Source organism: Streptomyces sp. NPDC029292 (assembly GCF_055569295.1).
Genome location: NZ_JBVHXR010000028.1, coordinates 23,757 through 40,216 on the forward strand (window position 1 = coordinate 23,757; position 16,460 = coordinate 40,216).

General features: G+C 69.8%; 13 protein-coding genes and 1 other RNA gene. 4 read left to right on the top strand and 10 right to left on the bottom strand.

Going from position 1 to position 16,460, the window contains the following annotated elements:
• Nucleotides 1–2 precede the first annotated feature (2 nt).
• Together yicI and ACZ4WS_RS41515 are read left to right on the top strand one after the other, a co-directional pair.
• The gene (yicI, locus tag ACZ4WS_RS41510) at nt 3–2,327 is read left to right on the top strand and encodes an alpha-xylosidase (protein ID WP_467988423.1); all 2,325 of its coding nucleotides are present in this window, start codon (nt 3–5) and stop codon (nt 2,325–2,327) included.
• Nucleotides 2,327–3,337: a LacI family DNA-binding transcriptional regulator gene (locus tag ACZ4WS_RS41515; RefSeq protein ID WP_467988425.1), complete on the top strand. Its 1,011-nt coding sequence runs from the start codon at nt 2,327–2,329 to the stop codon at nt 3,335–3,337. Before yicI ends, ACZ4WS_RS41515 begins: the two co-directional genes overlap by 1 nt.
• A 102-nt stretch (nt 3,338–3,439) precedes the next feature.
• On the opposite strand, the gene ACZ4WS_RS41520 is transcribed toward ACZ4WS_RS41515, so the two are convergent.
• On the bottom strand, nt 3,440–5,278 hold the full coding sequence (locus ACZ4WS_RS41520; RefSeq protein ID WP_467988427.1) for a hypothetical protein: 1,839 nt from the start codon (nt 5,276–5,278) through the stop codon (nt 3,440–3,442).
• A 378-nt stretch (nt 5,279–5,656) separates the two neighbouring features.
• Here ACZ4WS_RS41520 and ACZ4WS_RS41525 point away from each other — a divergent pair, with 378 nt between their 5' ends.
• Nucleotides 5,657–6,364, top strand: coding sequence for a fibronectin type III-like domain-contianing protein (locus ACZ4WS_RS41525; RefSeq protein ID WP_467988514.1), 708 nt, complete (start codon nt 5,657–5,659; stop codon nt 6,362–6,364).
• 41 nt (nt 6,365–6,405) lie between these two features.
• On the opposite strand, the gene dacB is transcribed toward ACZ4WS_RS41525, so the two are convergent.
• The 6 genes from dacB to ftsE all read right to left on the bottom strand — a co-directional run bounded on the left by dacB (nt 6,406) and on the right by ftsE (nt 12,251).
• A complete protein-coding gene (dacB, locus tag ACZ4WS_RS41530; RefSeq protein WP_467988428.1) occupies nt 6,406–8,007 on the bottom strand; it encodes a D-alanyl-D-alanine carboxypeptidase/D-alanyl-D-alanine endopeptidase in 1,602 nt (533 codons plus the stop codon).
• A gap of 167 nt (nt 8,008–8,174) precedes the next feature.
• Nucleotides 8,175–8,562, bottom strand: a transfer-messenger RNA (tmRNA) gene (gene ssrA / locus ACZ4WS_RS41535).
• Nucleotides 8,563–8,663: 101 nt separating this feature from the next.
• A complete protein-coding gene (gene smpB / locus ACZ4WS_RS41540) occupies nt 8,664–9,200 on the bottom strand; it encodes an SsrA-binding protein SmpB (protein ID WP_467988430.1) in 537 nt (178 codons plus the stop codon).
• Nucleotides 9,201–9,350: 150 nt separating this feature from the next.
• Nucleotides 9,351–10,526 carry a S41 family peptidase gene (locus ACZ4WS_RS41545; RefSeq protein ID WP_467988432.1) on the bottom strand — a complete coding sequence of 392 codons (1,176 nt, stop codon included), beginning with the start codon at nt 10,524–10,526 and terminating at the stop codon, nt 9,351–9,353.
• Between the two features lie 68 nt (nt 10,527–10,594).
• Complete coding sequence (gene ftsX, locus ACZ4WS_RS41550) at nt 10,595–11,515, bottom strand: permease-like cell division protein FtsX (protein WP_467988434.1); 921 nt, start codon at nt 11,513–11,515, stop codon at nt 10,595–10,597.
• 46 nt (nt 11,516–11,561) lie between these two features.
• Nucleotides 11,562–12,251 (bottom strand): cell division ATP-binding protein FtsE, encoded by a 690-nt coding sequence (gene ftsE / locus ACZ4WS_RS41555; protein ID WP_081217588.1) that lies wholly within the window; start codon nt 12,249–12,251, stop codon nt 11,562–11,564.
• 284 nt (nt 12,252–12,535) lie between these two features.
• Here ftsE and ACZ4WS_RS41560 point away from each other — a divergent pair, with 284 nt between their 5' ends.
• A complete protein-coding gene (locus ACZ4WS_RS41560; protein ID WP_028805018.1) occupies nt 12,536–12,727 on the top strand; it encodes a hypothetical protein in 192 nt (63 codons plus the stop codon).
• Between the two features lie 163 nt (nt 12,728–12,890).
• Here ACZ4WS_RS41560 and ACZ4WS_RS41565 read toward each other — a convergent pair whose 3' ends face one another.
• The 3 genes from ACZ4WS_RS41565 to ACZ4WS_RS41575 form a co-directional block, all read right to left on the bottom strand.
• The gene (locus tag ACZ4WS_RS41565; protein WP_467988436.1) at nt 12,891–13,529 is read right to left on the bottom strand and encodes a hypothetical protein; all 639 of its coding nucleotides are present in this window, start codon (nt 13,527–13,529) and stop codon (nt 12,891–12,893) included.
• Nucleotides 13,530–13,830: 301 nt separating this feature from the next.
• A complete protein-coding gene (gene prfB / locus ACZ4WS_RS41570; protein ID WP_467988438.1) occupies nt 13,831–14,937 on the bottom strand; it encodes a peptide chain release factor 2 in 1,107 nt (368 codons plus the stop codon).
• Nucleotides 14,938–15,154: 217 nt separating this feature from the next.
• Nucleotides 15,155–16,396 (bottom strand): serine/threonine-protein kinase, encoded by a 1,242-nt coding sequence (locus ACZ4WS_RS41575; protein WP_467988440.1) that lies wholly within the window; start codon nt 16,394–16,396, stop codon nt 15,155–15,157.
• Between the last annotated feature and the right edge of the window lie 64 nt (nt 16,397–16,460).

Below are 16,460 nucleotides of genomic sequence, written 5' to 3' on the forward strand. Positions count from 1 at the left end.
GAGTGAAGTTCACCGACGGCTACTGGCTGCTGCGCGAGGGCGTCACCGCGGCCCACCCGGTCGAGGTCCTCGACGTGACCTCCGGGCCCGGGAGCCTGGAGATCCACGCGCCGACCCAGCCCATCCGCCACCGCGGCGACCTGCTGAAGGGACCGGTCGTGACGATCAGCGCGCATGCGCCGATGCCCGACGTCATCGGCGTCACGTTCACGCACTTCCAGGGCGAGGAGCCGCGGCGGCCCCAATTCGACGTGCACAGTGAGGTCCGGGGGTCTGGGGGATGTCCCCCAGATCAGCACAGCGGGGCGCAGACGTCGTACGACGACGAGCATGCCGTACTGACCGCGGGCGCCCTGTCGATCAAGGTCGCCCGCACCAGCCCCTGGCACGTCGACTTCCTCGCCCACGGCCGCACGCTCACCACCAGCGGCCCCAAGGGCATGGGCATCATGCGGGACGCGACCGGCGCCCACTATCTGCGCGAGCAGCTCAACCTCAGTGTCGGCACGTCCGTCTACGGGCTCGGCGAGCGGTTCGGGCCGCTGGTCAAGAACGGCCAGATGGTGGACATGTGGAACGCGGACGGGGGCACGGCGACCGAACAGGCCTACAAGAACGCGCCGTTCTATCTGACCGACGCGGGGTACGGAGTCTTCGTCGACCACCCGGGGCGGGTCTCCTTCGAGGTCGGCTCCGAGGCAGTGTCCCGGGTTCAATTCAGCGCCGAGACACAGCAGTTGACGTACTACGTCATCTACGGGCCGACGCCGAAGGACATCCTGCGCAAGTACACGGCACTCACCGGCCGCCCGGCCCTCCCGCCCGCCTGGTCGTTCGGGCTGTGGCTGTCGACATCCTTCACCACCTCCTACGACGAGGCCACGGTCACCTCCTTCATCGACGGCATGCGCGAGCGCGAACTCCCGCTCTCCGTCTTCCACTTCGACTGCTTCTGGATGCGCGAGTTCAACTGGTGCGACTTCCAGTGGGATCCGCGGGTCTTTCCCGACCCGGAGGGGATGCTGGCGCGGCTGAAGGACAAGGGGCTGCGGATCTGCGTATGGATCAATCCGTACATCGCGCAGCGCTCGCCGCTGTTCGCGGAGGGGCGGGCCCTGGGACATCTGCTCAAGCGTCCTGACGGCAGTGTCTGGCAGTGGGATCTGTGGCAGCCGGGCATGGCGCTGGTCGACTTCACGAGCGAGAAGGCCCGGGAGTGGTACGCGGCCAAACTGGAAGCGCTGCTCTCGCAGGGCGTCGACTGCTTCAAGACCGACTTCGGCGAGCGGGTCCCCGTCGACGTCGTGTACGCGGACGGCGCCGACCCGGAGCGGATGCACAACTACTACACCTACCTCTACAACCAGACCGTCTTCGACGTGCTCCGCAAACACCGGGGCGAGCACGAGGCCGTCGTCTTCGCGCGCTCGGCGACCGCCGGAAGCCAGAAGTTCCCCGTGCACTGGGGCGGCGACTGCGAGGCGACGTACGAGTCGATGGCCGAGTCGCTGCGCGGCGGGCTGAGCCTGGGGATGTCGGGGTTCGGGTTCTGGAGCCATGACATCGGCGGGTTCGAGGGGACGCCGACGCCCGCGCTGTTCAAGCGGTGGATCGCCTTCGGGCTGCTGTCCTCGCACAGCCGGCTGCACGGCTCGTCCTCGTACCGGGTGCCGTGGCTGTTCGACGAGGAGGCCGTGGATGTGCTGCGGCTGTTCACGCGGCTGAAGCTCCGCCTCATGCCCTATCTGTACGAGACTGCCCGCGCCGCCCACGCGGAGGGCGTGCCGATGATGCGGGCGATGGTCCTGGAGTTCCCGGACGATCCGGGGTGCACGCATCTGGAGCGGCAGTACATGCTCGGCCCCGATCTGCTGGTCGCGCCCGTCTTCAGTGACGACGGGGATGTCGCGTACTACGTGCCCGAGGGGACCTGGACCCACTTCCTCGACGGGCGGACGGTGACCGGGCCGCGCTGGGTGCGCGAGCGGCACGGGTTCCTGAGTGTGCCGCTGCTCGTCCGGCCGGGGGCGGTGATTCCGGTGGGTTCGACGGACGACCGGCCCGACTACGACTTCGCCGACGGGGTCACCCTGCGCGCGTACGGCCTGGCGCGTGGCGCGCAGGTGACGGTGCCGGTCGGTGACGTGACCTTCACGGTCGTACGCGAGGGGGACACGCTGCGGGCCTCGTCGAGTGACCCTTCGGCGCCGTGGGGGCTGGCGGCGGGCGGGCGTGAGGTGCGGGCCCGGGCCGGGACCGGGTTCCTTTCCCTGGAGCTGGAGCTTTCCCCGGAGCTGGAGCTTTCCCCGGAGCTGGAGTCGGAGTGATGGTGAAGATCACGGATGTGGCGCGGCACGCCGGGGTGTCCCCGAGCACCGTCTCGTACGCCCTCAGCGGCAAGCGCCCGATCTCCGAGGAGACCCGGCAGCGCATCGATGCGAGCATCCGCGAGCTGGGCTACCGGCCGCACGCGGGAGCGCGGGCGCTGGCGAGCAGCCGGTCGAACGTGGTGGCCCTGGTGGTGCCGCTGCGCGGTGGCGTCCATGTGCCGGTCGTCATGCAGTTCGCCGTGTCCGTCGTGACGGCGGCGCGACGGCACGACCACGACGTGCTGCTGCTCACGCAGGAGGAGGGCGAGGAAGGGTTGCGGCGGGTCGCGGACACGGCGCTGGTGGACGCGCTGATCGTGATGGACGTCCAGCTCCACGACCCCCGGCTGCCGTTGCTGCGCGCCCTGGACCGGCCGTCGGTGCTCATCGGGTTCCCCGCGTCCGCGGGCGGGCTCACCTGTATCGACCTGGACTTCAAGGCGGCCGGCGAGCTGTGCGTCGAGCACCTGGCCGGGCTCGGACACCGGGTGGTGGCGCTGGTCGGGTCGCCGCCCGAGGTGTATGTGCGCGAGACCGGGTTCGCGCAACGCGTCGTCCAGGGGTTCACGGCCGCCGCCGACCGCAACGGGCTCTCCTCGTCCGTCCACCCGTGCGCCGCCGAGCCCGCCGCCGCCCGCACGGTCGCCGAGCAGCTGCTGCGGGAGCGGCCCGCCCTCACCGGGGTCGTCGTGCACAACGAGCCGATCCTGGAACCCCTCATCGAGGCGTTCGAGTCGCTCGGGCTGCGGGTGCCCGGCGACCTCTCCGTCACCGCGATCTGCCCGGACGAGCTGGCGGGGCGGGCGCGGGTGCCGGTCACCTCGATCGCCATACCGTCGGCCGAGGTGGGCGTGGGCGCGGTCGAGCTGCTGATGAAGAAGCTGGGCGGCACGGACGTGCCCGAAGCTACGCTCCTCGCACCCCGACTGACGGAACGCGCGAGCACTACCCGGCGTGCAGCTCCCTGATGCTCTGTCCTGCGTCGAATTCCTGTCGAACGCCCAATCTTCTGTTGAACGCCAAAGCGCCAGCCCGAAGACCGTCGTGGTCGTCGAGAACAGCTACCGTTCCTAGGTTGATTGGCCGGTGTTGGCCATGTCGGGCGTCCCGAACAGCGTGAGTTGCTGGTCTGGGACGCTGGGCCCCCGAACGGTGGTGGGGCCGTGAGGCGGGTGCTTTCCGGGCGGGCGCGCTCGCGTCTGACGCACCACGGGTGTGGTGCCGCGCGGCGTCCTGGCCGGAGCTGTCCGCTCCATGCGGCCCGGGGTGCGGTGGCTCGACGCTGCGGGGACGGCCGGCCCGGTGCGATCCTCCGGTCGCACGGCCTCCGCCTCGACACGCCCTACGGCGGTGGTGGCGGGGGTTTGGCGGGGTCCGTCTTTCCTGCGCCGGGCCGTGCAGCCCAGACCGCGTCTGCCGACGACCACCGCGGCGGCATGATGCCCCGTGACGGTGGTCGTACCGGTAGAAGCCTGTTCTTTCAAAGCGTCCAGCCAGTGCTGGGCGCCCCACTTGCTCGTGTATGCCGGATCCACGGCGATCACCGCGAGACCGGCATGGTGCGCCATCCCGGCAAGCCGGTCGCGGAACTTCGCGGTCGGGATCCCGGCCACCGTGCGGCGGAAGGCCCTGCCCCGCCTGCCCCGGCCCAGCTTCTCCCGGCCGGTGGTGCGGGCGTCGGCGAAGTCCAGGTTCTCGACCACCAGCGCCGTGCAGTCATGGAGTTGGGCGAGGTGGATGAGCTGGGAGAGGGCCTCACGCAACCGGGCATCCCGGGTCGTGGCAGGAAGGCCCGCCAGCTCCAAGGGCAGGGTGCGGGGCGCGCCGACCGGGTTGCCGTACGGGTCGAGGATCCAGGCGGCCAGGTGGTCGGCGTTGACATCCACTGCCAGGACCCGGTACTCGCGCAGGACATCCAGAGTCGGGACGGGAAGCTGTCGGCCCTTCTTCACCGTGGACCAGGAGGCGTCGAGATACCAGCGCCCGCGTCCAGGATCGTAGATGATGTCGTAGCGGACGGGGGCACCCGCGCCGACCCGGTCGGCCCACTGCTCGCTCTGGTGGTTGAAGACCGCCGTCGCATCCAGGACGTAGCGGCCGCGCGGGGCATTCGCGTGCTCCTGGCGCAGGGGTTCGGGCAGGACGAGGGCGATCGTGCCGTCGTTGGGGGCGATGCTGATGGTGTAGTTCCCGAACGGCGCCCCCGCCTCCCCGTCCGCAGTCAGGAATATCCGCCGCGCCGACCACTCCTGACCCCAGCTGTCCAGCCGGGCCTGCCAGGCAGCCTCGGTCATCGGCTTCGGCCCAGGAGCGGTGTCGTAGAGGTGATGGCGCGAGTTCAGCAGCCGCCGCCCTCCTCGGGTGACCCGCACCTGGCCATGCTGCCGCTCCCGCACGGACTGCCGGAGTTCGCCCAGGAGGATCTGCAAGCGCTGCTGCTTGGCCCGCCGCTCCGCATGGTCGGCGTAGCCGCGCACGGTCCTTCGCCCCCGGCGAACGCTGGTACCCGGTGGGACGGCGAGCCGGGCCTCGATCGCGCTGATGGCCCGGCGCAGGGAGCCGATCCGGGCGTTCAACGCCCGCCTGCCGAGCTGGTATTGGTCCTCCGAGGTGCGGGTGACCGCACCCGCCCACCGCGATGAGGACTGTGCGGTCAGGGCCTTCTTGCGCTCGGCCCGCCGGGCATTGACCGCCGGTACGTTCCCGATCCGTACCCGGGCCGCCAGGTCCGCCCCGGCCAGCGCCCCCAGGTGCTGGCCGACCGCTCGCAGTACCACCGCATCCGTGGGCGAGACATGCAGTCGGGTTCGGATCCGGCACCCGGAGGGCGGGGCGACGACGAACGGGGCAGCCAGCGCACGGTAAGGGCGCAGCTCCCGCCCCTTCCCGCTCCGTGCTCGCTTCCCCATGCCGTACACCCCTGCCGCGCCCGTGATGATCTCGACGAGCCGAAACTAACGCCCCCGCCTCACCCGCCGGTGCACATGTCGGCGATTGACAAACAAGTGATCCATTCCGCACGGGAATGCCCGAAGCCGATCAGCGGTCAGGCCCCCCATCGCAGACCGCACCGCCCTCCCGCAGTGATCAACCCTGACCCGCCAACCCAGGAACTGCTCCCCACCGCTGGCCGCCCCACCCAGACCTGGTAACAGTCGGAGTCGGACCCCCCGTCGATCCTCGACTACGACATCATCAAGTCCGACCGCACCTACCAGTACTTCAAGGGGCAGCCGCTCTACCCCTTCGGCTACGGCCTCTCCTACACCTCCTTCCGCTACGGCGAGCTGAAGCGCACGGGCGGCGGATACGAGGTCGCCGTCACCAACACCGGCAAGCGGGCCGGCGACGAGGTCGTCCAGCTCTACACGCACCAGCGGGTGTCCCGGGACAAGCAGCCGCTGAAGCAGTTGAAGGCGTACGCGCGGGTGTCGCTCAAGCCGGGCGAGACGAAGACGGTGAAGCTGAAGCTGCGCACGAAGGACCTCGCCCACTGGGATGTGACGCGCTCCAAGTGGGTGGTGGAGAGCGGGACGTACGACGTCCTGGTCGGCGCCTCCTCGTCGGACATCCGCGCGCGTACGACGCTGAAGGCGCGGGGGGAGACGATCCCGGCCCGGGACCTCACGAAGGTGACGCGGGCCGAGAACTTCGACGACTACGCGGATGTCCGGCTGGTCGACGAGTCGAAGGTGCGCGGGACGGCGGTGGCCGCGTCGGGCGACGGCGCCTGGCTGAAGTTCGCCGACGCCCAACTCGGCTCCGGTGCCTCGACGTTCACCGCACAGGTGGCGGGGACCGCGGCCGGCACGGTCGAGGTCCGGCTCGGTTCGCCCACCGGCACCCTGGTCGGCACGGCGCACACGGACGGCACATCATCGCCGTACGACTACACGACGGTGACGGCCCCGCTCGCCGCCACGGCGCAGGGCCGCCAGGACGTGTATCTGGTCCTGAGCGGCGGCCTGCGCCTGTCGACGTTCGCGCTGCGCTGACCCGGCGCTCGTGGCGCGAGTCCGGCCCGCTCAGCACCCGCTCAGCACAGCGCGGGCTTGCGCCACGAGCACTCCAGGTCGCCGTCCGCCTCGGCGCCGCGCGCGGACTTCGGTGTCACGGCCACCGCCGCGTCGGCGCTGGACCGCGCGAGCGTCACCACGATGGCGTCCTCCAGCGGTTTCACGGACGAGACGAGGAAATTGTTGAGGACGATGCTGTACACCAGCTCGCGTCCCCCGGCGCCGGTGACATACCCGGAGAGCGCGGAGGCCCCCGTCAACGACCCCGTCTTCCCCCGGGCGTTGAGCGCGGCGGCCGTCCCGCACATCCGTGACCGCAGCGTCCCGCCCACGAACCGCGCCGGATCGCACGCCACCGGCAGGGACCGGTACCAGTCCGCGTACCAGGGCTCGCCCCGCACCGCGAGCAGCAGCTCGGCGAGCTGCCCGGCCGGGAAGTTGTCCATCCGGGAGAGCCCGGACCCGTCGACCTGCCGTACGGTCCCGGGGTCGGCGCCGACGCTCTTCAGATAGCCGCTGACGGCGGCGAGCCCCGCGCTCCAGCTGCCCTCCCCCGAGGCCTCGTACCCCATGGCCTTGGTCAGGATCTCGGCGTGCATGTTGTTCGAGAGCTTCATGAAGGGGATCAGCAGGTCGCTCAGCCGCATGGACTCATGGGCGGCGAGCTGTCGCGCGTCCGGCGGGGTGGCCTTCCCGAGCCGCGTCGGCCCGGTGACCTTCACACCGTGCGCGGCGAGCGCGTCCCGGAAGACGGCGGCGGCGTACCCGGTGGGCTCCCACACGGTCACCCACTCCTTGGCGCCCGAGCCCCCGACGGGCACGGTCCCGCCGACGGTGATCGTGTTGGTGCCGTGCCGCCGCTCGACGGTGAGGTCGTTCGCCCCTCCGGCGGCCACGGTGGTGGCGCGTACGTCGATGTCGACGTAGTCCGTCTTCGGCGTGACGGTGACGGTGGGCTCGTCCCCGGCCGCGGCGCCCGGCGCCACCTGCACGATCACGGTCCCGGTGTCGTAGTCCGTGTCCGGCGCCACGCTGAGCGCGCTGATCTGCGCCGCGTAGTAGGAGGACTCGTCGTCGGCGGCCCACGACCTGCCGATCCGCTGATCGTCGAAGCGTGTGTCGTCGGCGATCAGGCGCCCGCTCACCCGGGTGACCCCCGACTCGGCGACGCGCGCGGCGAGCCGGTCGTAGTCGTCGGCGAGCAGGGTGGGATCGCCCGTGCCCCGCAGATACAGATCACCGTCGAGCACCGGGCCATGCCGCCGCCCGCTCGCGAGGACGTCCGTGGTGAACCGGTAGTCGGGTCCGAGCAGCTCCATCGCGGCGGTCGAGGTGGCCAGCTTGGTGTTGGAGGCGGGCATCAGGCGGGAGGTGGGCTGGTGCGCGTACAGCACGTCACCGCTCGCGGCGTCGGCGACGACCACGCTCGCGGCCCCGCCCGCCATCCGGCTGTCGCCCAGGATGGTGTCGATGGCCTCCGGGAGGCCGCTGCGGTCGGAGTCCGCCCCGGCCGGTGCGCTCCAGCTCAGGGTGGCCGCCGCCAGCGCCAGAGCGGCGGCGCAACTCCACCGGCGGGTACGGGAATTGACACGTTTCGCGGATGTGCTCACGGGTCTCTTCATGCCTCAGCAGCATCCCCGAAGACGGCGCTCCACGACAGAGGCCCGGTGGTCGTCACGACCACCGGGCCTCTGTCTCACATGGGATGAGGGGGTCTGGGGGCATGCCCCCAGAAATACGACGGGGTGGACCGGGCTCGCGCTTTTTGCGAGCACGGTACACCTCCAGATCGTGGAGATGGCGGGAATCGAACCCGCGTCCAACGGTGCAGAATCAGGGCTTCTCCGAGCGCAGTTCGCTGCGATTTTCTCGGCCCCGGCGATCACGCGAACAAGTCGCCGACGGGCCCAGTCACTGTTTGATTTCCCGCCGAACCCCGTGACCGGGCTCGGAGGTTTAGTTCCCTAGATTATGCCAGGGTCCGGGTCGGGAACACCCCCGGGCTGACACCCATTTAGGGTCCTTCAGTCGCTGTTATTAGGCAGCGAGGGCGAAGGACTGGGAATCGCTCTTGGAATTGGCGATTATTGGTTGCGACATATGGTTTACGAGATCATTGCCGCTTCCTCGGCTCGCTTCCCCTGCTTCGACAGCCGCTGTCGAAACCGATCATCCCCATGTTGATTTTTCAAACTGCTGCGCACCTGCTCTGAGGTGCAGATGCCATCGTACGTGACCAACGCACGACGATGCCAGCCTATTCCCGGCGACCGACCGCCTACTCGCCCCGCTGCTTCCGCTTGGCCGCCGCGATCGCGCGGTCCGACTCCCGCCGGTCCTGCTTCTCGCGCAGGGTCTGCCGCTTGTCGTACTCCTTCTTGCCCCGGGCGAGCGCGATCTCGGCCTTCGCCCGACCGTCCTTGAAGTACAGGGCGAGGGGCACGATCGTGTGACCCGTCTCCTCGGACTTCGAGGCCAGCTTGTCGATCTCCTCGCGGTGCAGGAGCAGCTTGCGCTTGCGCCGCACGGTGTGGTTCGTCCAGGTGCCCTGGCTGTACTCGGGGATGTGGGCGTTGTGCAGCCACGCCTCGCCCCCGTCGATCTGGACGAAGCCGTCGGCCAGCGAGGCGCGTCCCTGGCGCAGCGACTTCACCTCGGTGCCGGTCAGGACGAGCCCGGCCTCGTAGGTGTCGATGATCGCGTAGTCGTGACGTGCCTTCTTGTTCTGCGCGACGATCTTGCGCTTGCCGTCCTTGGCCTTGCCGGAGCCTGACTGACCGCCCTGCTTCGGCTGGGACTCCTTCGGTACGTACATTCCCTTACTCATAGTGCTGGCCATTTTCGCACTACAGGGGGGTCCGAGGGAAAGCTGATTACGAGGACCGCGACCGGTCCGCCGCGAGGGGTCGCCGCGGTCCGCCATGAAGGGTCCCCGCGGTCCGCCAGGAGGGGTCCCCGCGGTCCGCTACGAGGGGTCCCCGAGCCCGCTCAGCACGGTCTCGGCCCGCGCCAGCGCCGCGTCGTCCGCTTCCAGGTCGGGCGTGATGCCCACCCCGTCGACGCCATGCCCGGACGGGGTGCGGTAGTGCCCGACGGTCAGCTCGGCGACGGAGCCGTCGGGCAGCCGGCTCGGCATCTGGACCGAGCCCTTGCCGAAGGTCCTGGAGCCCACGACGACCGCGCGGCCGCGGTCCTGGAGGGCGCCGGTGAGGAGCTCGGCCGCGCTCATCGTGCCGCCGTCGACGAGCGCGACCAGGGGTCTGGTCGTGTCGCCGCCGGGATCGGCGTGCAGGACGCGCTGCTCCCCGTTCACGTCGTACGTGGCGACGAGGCCGCCGTCGAGGAAGGCGGAGGCGGTGGTGACGGCCTCGGTGACCAGGCCTCCGGAGTTGCCGCGCAGGTCGAGGACGATCCCGGACCGCTGGGGCGCCTGGGCGACGGCGGTCCGTACGAGGTCGCCCGAGCCCTTGGTGAAGGCGGCGACCTTGATCACGGTGACGCCGCCGGCGAGCTTTCGGACGGTCACGGAGTCCGTGGACAGCGTGGCCCGGCGCAGTGTCTCGCTCCACGCGCGCGTGCCCCGTTGCAGGCCGAGGGAGACCTCCGTCCCCGCGGCCGCGTCGTCCGCGTCCCCGCGCAGTAAGGAGACGACCTCGGTGACCGGCCGGCCGTCCACCTTCTCGCCGTCGACACTGCGCAGCCGGTCGCCCTTGCGGATCCCGGCGGCGGCCGCGGGAGAGCCGCTCTGTACGCGGGTCACCTCGATACGTCCGTCGCGCTCGCGCCGGGTCCACAGCCCGACGCCGGTGTACTGGCCGTCGAGGGCTTCCTCGAACTCCTTGTACTCGCCCTGGGAGTAGACCGCGCCCCAGCGGTCGCCGCTGCGGCTGACGGCGCGCTCGGCGGCCTCCATGGGGGACTTCCCGTCGGCCATGGCCTCGGCGGCGGCCTCGGTGACGTCCTCGTGGTTGCCCGCCGGCGTCGAACGGGACGCGGGCGAAGGGGCGGAGGGAGATTTCCGGTCGGGGTCCGGGAAGGATCCGGTCGCCGCACCCGCGAAGAGGACGCTCGCGAACACCAATGTCAGGGCGGCCCCGCGGCGGATGCGGCGGGGCTGACAGAACAGGTCACGACCTGACATGCCGGTGAGTGTAGGACAACGCAAGGGGGCCGTACTGCCGGTTGGCAGTACGGCCCCCTTGGCATGCGTCACACCTTCAGGTACTTGCGCAACGCGAAGAACGCGGCCAGCGCGGGCATCAGCAGACTCGTCGCGAGAATGAGCGGCAGCTTCGTCAACACGGCGTCCCAGCCGATGAAGTTGATCAGGTTCAGCTTCTCGGACAGGGCCAGACCGTGGTCGATGATGAAGTAGCGGGCGATCAGCAGGAAGCCGCAGGCGACACCACCGCCGATGAGCCCGGCGACCGCGGCCTCCATGATGAACGGCGCCTGGATGTAGAAGCCGGAGGCGCCGACGAGGCGCATGATCCCGGTCTCTCTCCGCCGGCTGAACGCCGAGACGCGCACCGTGTTGACGATCAGCATCAGGGCGACGATCAGCATCATCGCCATCACCGCGCGCGCGGCCCAGTTCATGCCGTTGAGCAACCCGAAGAGGCTGTCCAGGATGCCCTTCTGGTCCTGCACGGACTGGACACCGTCACGGCCGTCGAAGGCGGTCGCGATGACCTGGTACTTCTCCGGGTCCTTCAGCTTGATGCGGTACGACTCCTGCATCTGGTCCGGCGTGAGGGAGCTGGCCAGCGGGGAGTCGCCGAACTGCTCCTTGTAGTGCTTGTACGCCTCGTCCGCCGACTCGTAGGTGACCTTCTGGACGACCGTGGACATCTTGTCCAGGTCGGCGAGGATCTGCTTCTTCTGGTCGGAGGTGACCGCGCCCTTGGCGCAGTTGGGGTCGGACTCGGCGTCGCTCTTGTTGCAGAGGAAGATCGAGACGTTGACCTTGTCGTACCAGTAGCCCTTCATCGTGCTCACCTGGTCGCTCATCAGGAGCGAACCGCCGAACAGGGCGAGCGAGAGGGCGACCGAGACGACGACCGCGAAGGTCATCGTCAGATTGCGACGGAGACCGACACCGATCTCCGACAGAACGAACTGGGCGCGCATGGCGTCTACTCAGGCCTTTCCATGGACAGCTGCGGGGACGTGGCGGTCAGTGCTGGTAGCCGTAAACGCCGCGCGCCTGGTCGCGGACGAGACGGCCCTGCTCCAGCTCGATGACGCGCTTGCGCATCTGGTCCACGATGTTCTGGTCGTGGGTCGCCATCACCACGGTCGTACCCGTCCGGTTGATGCGGTCGAGCAGCTTCATGATGCCGACGGAGGTCTGCGGGTCGAGGTTTCCGGTCGGCTCGTCGGCGATGAGGAGCTTGGGCCGGTTCACGAAGGCTCTCGCGATGGCCACACGCTGCTGCTCACCACCGGACAGCTCGCCCGGCATCCGGTCCTCCTTGCCGCCGAGCCCGACGAGGTCGAGCACCTGGGGCACGGACTTGCGGATCTCGCCGCGGGACTTGCCGATGACCTCCTGCGCGAAGGCCACGTTCTCGGCGACCGTCTTGTTGGGCAGGAGACGGAAGTCCTGGAACACGGTCCCCAGCTGGCGGCGCATCTGCGGCACCTTCCAGTTGGAGATGCGCGCGAGGTCCTTGCCCAGGACGTGCACCTGACCGTGACTGCACCGCTCCTCGCGGAGGATCAGCCGCAGGAAGGTGGACTTTCCGGAGCCGGAGGACCCCACGAGGAACACGAATTCTCCGCGCTCGACCTCCAGGGAGACATCCCTGAGAGCGGGGCGGGTCTGCTTGGGGTAGACCTTGGAGACGTTGTCGAATCGGATCACGGATGCACCACGGGTCGCCGGGGGTAGGTGTGCGTGACCATACGCGAACCGGGTGTGCGAGCGCAGTCGGCGTACAGGGTTGTGCGAGGCTTGCACGTTTTGTCACGGATCTGAAGGGCTCCGAGGGTCCTTTCTTGTCCATCTACAGGCCTCGATCCCGCCAGAGCGGGGCAGGATAAGGCGAGCCGCGCCGAAATCCGCGGAACCTGGCACAGTGGAGGGGGAACGGTTGCGTTCCCCGCGGCGTTATGTACGCGGAGAGAAGGCGCAAGGAGGGCGAGCGCATGACGTACGACCGACTGGTGTGCGCGAACTGCGCGGCGCCCGTGAGTGAGGGCCGCTGCCCCGTCTGCCGCGCGAACCGTGAGCGGCTCCAGCAGGAGAGCCCCTTCGCGGGCCTGAACCCCATGGCGCTGATCGCGCTGCTGGCCGTGCTGATCGCGGCGCTGGCACTGGTGGCGCACCAGACGGTGTGATATCCGCGCGCCAGACGGTATGAGACCCGCACACAAGACGGTGTGAGGCCCGCGCGTCAGACGGCGTGAGACCTGCGGGAACGGCGTTGTGACGGCCGCCCCGCCCCTGACATGAGAAAGGCCCGGAGCAAGCTGCTCCGGGCCTTTCTCATGCGCGCGTGCGTCAGGCTGCGGCACCGCCGCGGCCGGCCGCGAGGCGCGGCAGCAGGCGGAAGCCGATACCGCCGGCGATCATCGTGGCGGCGCCGACCAGCAGGAACGTGGTCTGGCCCGCACCCGTCTCGGCGAGCTGGCCGTCACTCGTGCCCTGGGCGGAGGTGTCGGACGAGGTGTCCGAGCCGGTGTCGGTCAGGGAGGAGGAACCCTCACCCTGCTCGACGGGCTTGGAGCCGCCGTCGGGGTCGGTGTCGTTGCCGCCCGTGCCGTTGCCGGTGCCGGAACCGTCGGTCGGGGTGGAGGTGGGCGCCTCGGTCGGGTCCGTCGGCTCGGTCGGCTCCTCGGTGGGTTCCGTCGGCTCTTCGGTCGGCGTGGTGGCCGTCGGAGCCGGCGTCGTCTCGGTGGGCGTCGGGGTGGGCGGCTCCGCGGTCGGAATACCCGTCTCGGTCGGGGTCGGGGTCGGGTCGTCGACACCGGCCTTCACGCCGACACCGTTCTCGTCCACGCTGACGCCCGCGCTCAGGCCGCCCACGCTCACGCCGAGGTCGAGAGCCGAAGCGGCACCCGCGGCGGTCAGCGAAGCACCGGCTGCGATCACCGCACCGGCGGCTATCCGCGCTACGCGAATCCGCGTCTTCTTGGTCATCTGCCTGCTACCCCCAGTAGCTGATCGTCAATGGAGCAGCGCCCGGGGCCACGGCGTCACAGGTGGCACTCAAGCCCCCCGGTTCACATGCGCCCCGGAGATACGCATGCCACGCGTTACCCTTCCCAGTTTTCAAAGCAACGTCAAGGTCGTTGCGTACGCGATGTCCGGATCAACATCATTTGCCTGCCGTGAGGACATGTGACTGTGATGTAAAACCCAGACAACCCACACACAAAAGGCAACTGCCGTCCGGAAGACGGCAGTTGCCTTGTCGACAAAAAGGCGTTAATGCCCCGCCCTACTTCTCCTGCTGCTTGCGCCAGCGAATTCCGGCCTCGATGAAGCCGTCGATCTCGCCGCCGAACACGGCCTCGGGGTTGCCGACTTCGTACTCGGTGCGCAGGTCCTTGACCATCTGGTACGGGTGCAGGACGTACGAACGCATCTGGTTGCCCCAGGAGTTGCCGCCGTCGCCCTTGAGGGCGTTCATCTTGGCCTGCTCCTCCTGCCGGCGCCGCTCGAGGAGCTTGGCCTGCAGAACGTTCATCGCGGACGCCTTGTTCTGGATCTGCGACCGCTCGTTCTGGCAGGAGACGACGATGCCGGTGGGGAGGTGGGTCAGCCGGACCGCGGAGTCGGTCGTGTTGACGCCCTGGCCGCCGGGTCCCGAGGAGCGGTAGACATCCACGCGCAGCTCGGACTCGTCGATCTCGATGTGGTCGGTCTGCTCGACGACGGGCAGGATCTCGACTCCCGCGAACGACGTCTGGCGACGCCCCTGGTTGTCGAACGGCGAGATCCGGACCAGGCGGTGCGTGCCCTGCTCCACGGACAGCGTTCCGTACGCGTACGGGGAGTGGACGGCGAAGGTGGTCGACTTGATGCCGGCCTCTTCCGCGTACGAGGTCTCGTAGAGCTCCGTCTTGTAGCCGTGCCGCTCCGCCCAGCGCAGGTACATGCGCTGGAGCTTCTCGGCGAAGTCGGAGGCGTCGACGCCGCCGGCCTCGGCGCGGATGGTGACGACGGCCTCACGGGAGTCGTACTCCCCGGAGAGCAGCGTCCGGACTTCCATCTCGTCCAGCGCCTTCTTGACGGACGCGAGCTCGGACTCGGCCTCGGCGCGGGTGTCCGGGTCGTCCTCCTCCTCGGCCATCTCGAAGAGCACGCTCAGATCGTCGATACGCCCGCGCAGCGCCTCGGCCTTCCTGACCTCCGCCTGGAGGTGGCTCAGCTTGCTGGTGATCTTCTGCGCCTCGTCCGGGTCGTCCCACAGGGACGGCGCGGCCGCCTGCTCCTCGAGCACGGCGACATCTGCCCTCAGCTTGTCGAGGTCCAGGACGGCCTCGATCGACTCCATGGTCGAGGAGAGGGACTTGAGCTCTTCGGATACATCGACGACTGCCACGCCTCCAGCGTAACGGCTGCGGCAAGCGGGGCTTGCCCCTCGCCTCTGGGGGCCACGATCCGGCCCCTCCGGCGTTTGAGGAGCGTGGTCTGGGGCGGAGCCCCAGGTCGATGGGGGTCCCCCGCTCATGGGGGTCCCCCCGCTCGAGCGAAGTCGAGAGTGGGGGAGAAGCCGAGGGTGGGGAGGGTAGGGGAGGCGGGGGCGAAACCCCCTTGGGTCACGGCGACGCCGGTGCCGAGTTCTTCGTGTCCGAAGGCGGCGCCCCCGCGTCGTCCCCCGACGTGGCGACCCAGATCCCGACACCCACCGCCGTGACGAGAACAACACTCGCCACACCGAGCGTGATGCGCCGCCGCCGGGCGGACGCCCGATGACGCGCCGACCCCGGACGCGGCGCACCCGCGGCCCGTGGCGCGCGCGCCGTACCCCGCGCGCCCCCCGCGAGCTCGTCCGGCGCCGGCACCCGCATCGACGTATGCGTGTCCCGGTTCGAGTCGGGCGCGGCCCCCGGCACCAGTGGCACGGCCCCCCGCCGCACCGACGACCGCGGCGCGGACGGCTCCGCCGTCTCCTCGTACGCCTCGTCCGCGTCCGCCGACTCCGCGTCGGGAGAATCCACGTCCAAGGGCGGCATCCCGGCCAGCAACGGCAACTGCTCCCGCAGCCGAGCCCCCAGCTCCGACGCCCTGAGCCGTGACGCCGGTGCCTTCGCCAGGCACTGCACGATCAGCTGCCACAGCTCGTCCGGGATCCCGGGCAACGGCACCACGGTCTCCGTGACGTGCCGGCGCAGGACCGCCCCGGGGTGCCCGCCGCCGAAGGGCGTGAACCCGGCCAGCAGCTCGTACAGCACCGTCGCCAGCGCGTAGATGTCGACGGCGGCCCGCGGCGGCAGCCCCTCGATGATCTCGGGCGCGAGATAATCGGGCGTGCCGATGATCTTCGTCGCCCGGGTCCGCCGGGGCGAGTCGATGAGTTTGGCCACACCGAAGTCCGTCAGCAGCGCGGGGTGCGAGCCACCGGGCCCGAGCGGCCCCTGCATGTCGAGCAGCACGTTCTCGGGCTTCACGTCCCGGTGCACGACCCCGGCGGCGTGCGCGGCCGCGAGCCCGTCCGCGACGTCGGCGACGATCGCGACCGCGGCCTCGGGGGCGAGCCGCCGCTCCCGGTCGAGCCGGGTGCGCAGGTCCGTACCCCGTACGAGATCCATGACGAGCGCGAGATCGTTGCCGTCCACGACGAGATCTCGCACCGCGACGACATGGGGATGGTCGAGACCGAGCAGCGCCGTGCGCTCCTGCACGAAACGCGCCACGAGCTCCTGGTCGGACGCGAGGTCCTCGCGCAGCAGCTTGATGGCGACGGGCCCCTCGGGTCCCTCACCCAGCCACACCGTGCCGGCGCTGCCCCGCCCCAGAATCTGGTTCGCGGTGTACCGGCTGCCGATCTTGCGTGCCAAGACTGCTCCTACAGACGCGTGGTTGTCGCTAAAAGTACGCGTCCGAGGAGCCAATCTTTACCGC

What these genes read in the sequence shown, in the direction of transcription:
- ACZ4WS_RS41515 (WP_467988425.1), top strand. Translation starts at nt 2,327, where the DNA reads ATGGTGAAGATCACGGATGTGGCGCGGCACGCCGGGGTGTCCCCGAGC.
- ACZ4WS_RS41520 (WP_467988427.1), bottom strand. Translation starts at nt 5,278, where the DNA reads ATGGGGAAGCGAGCACGGAGCGGGAAGGGGCGGGAGCTGCGCCCTTAC.
- dacB (WP_467988428.1), bottom strand. Translation starts at nt 8,007, where the DNA reads ATGAAGAGACCCGTGAGCACATCCGCGAAACGTGTCAATTCCCGTACC.
- smpB (WP_467988430.1), bottom strand. Translation starts at nt 9,200, where the DNA reads ATGTACGTACCGAAGGAGTCCCAGCCGAAGCAGGGCGGTCAGTCAGGC.
- ACZ4WS_RS41545 (WP_467988432.1), bottom strand. Translation starts at nt 10,526, where the DNA reads ATGTCAGGTCGTGACCTGTTCTGTCAGCCCCGCCGCATCCGCCGCGGG.
- ftsX (WP_467988434.1), bottom strand. Translation starts at nt 11,515, where the DNA reads ATGCGCGCCCAGTTCGTTCTGTCGGAGATCGGTGTCGGTCTCCGTCGC.
- ACZ4WS_RS41560 (WP_028805018.1), top strand. Translation starts at nt 12,536, where the DNA reads ATGACGTACGACCGACTGGTGTGCGCGAACTGCGCGGCGCCCGTGAGT.
- ACZ4WS_RS41565 (WP_467988436.1), bottom strand. Translation starts at nt 13,529, where the DNA reads ATGACCAAGAAGACGCGGATTCGCGTAGCGCGGATAGCCGCCGGTGCG.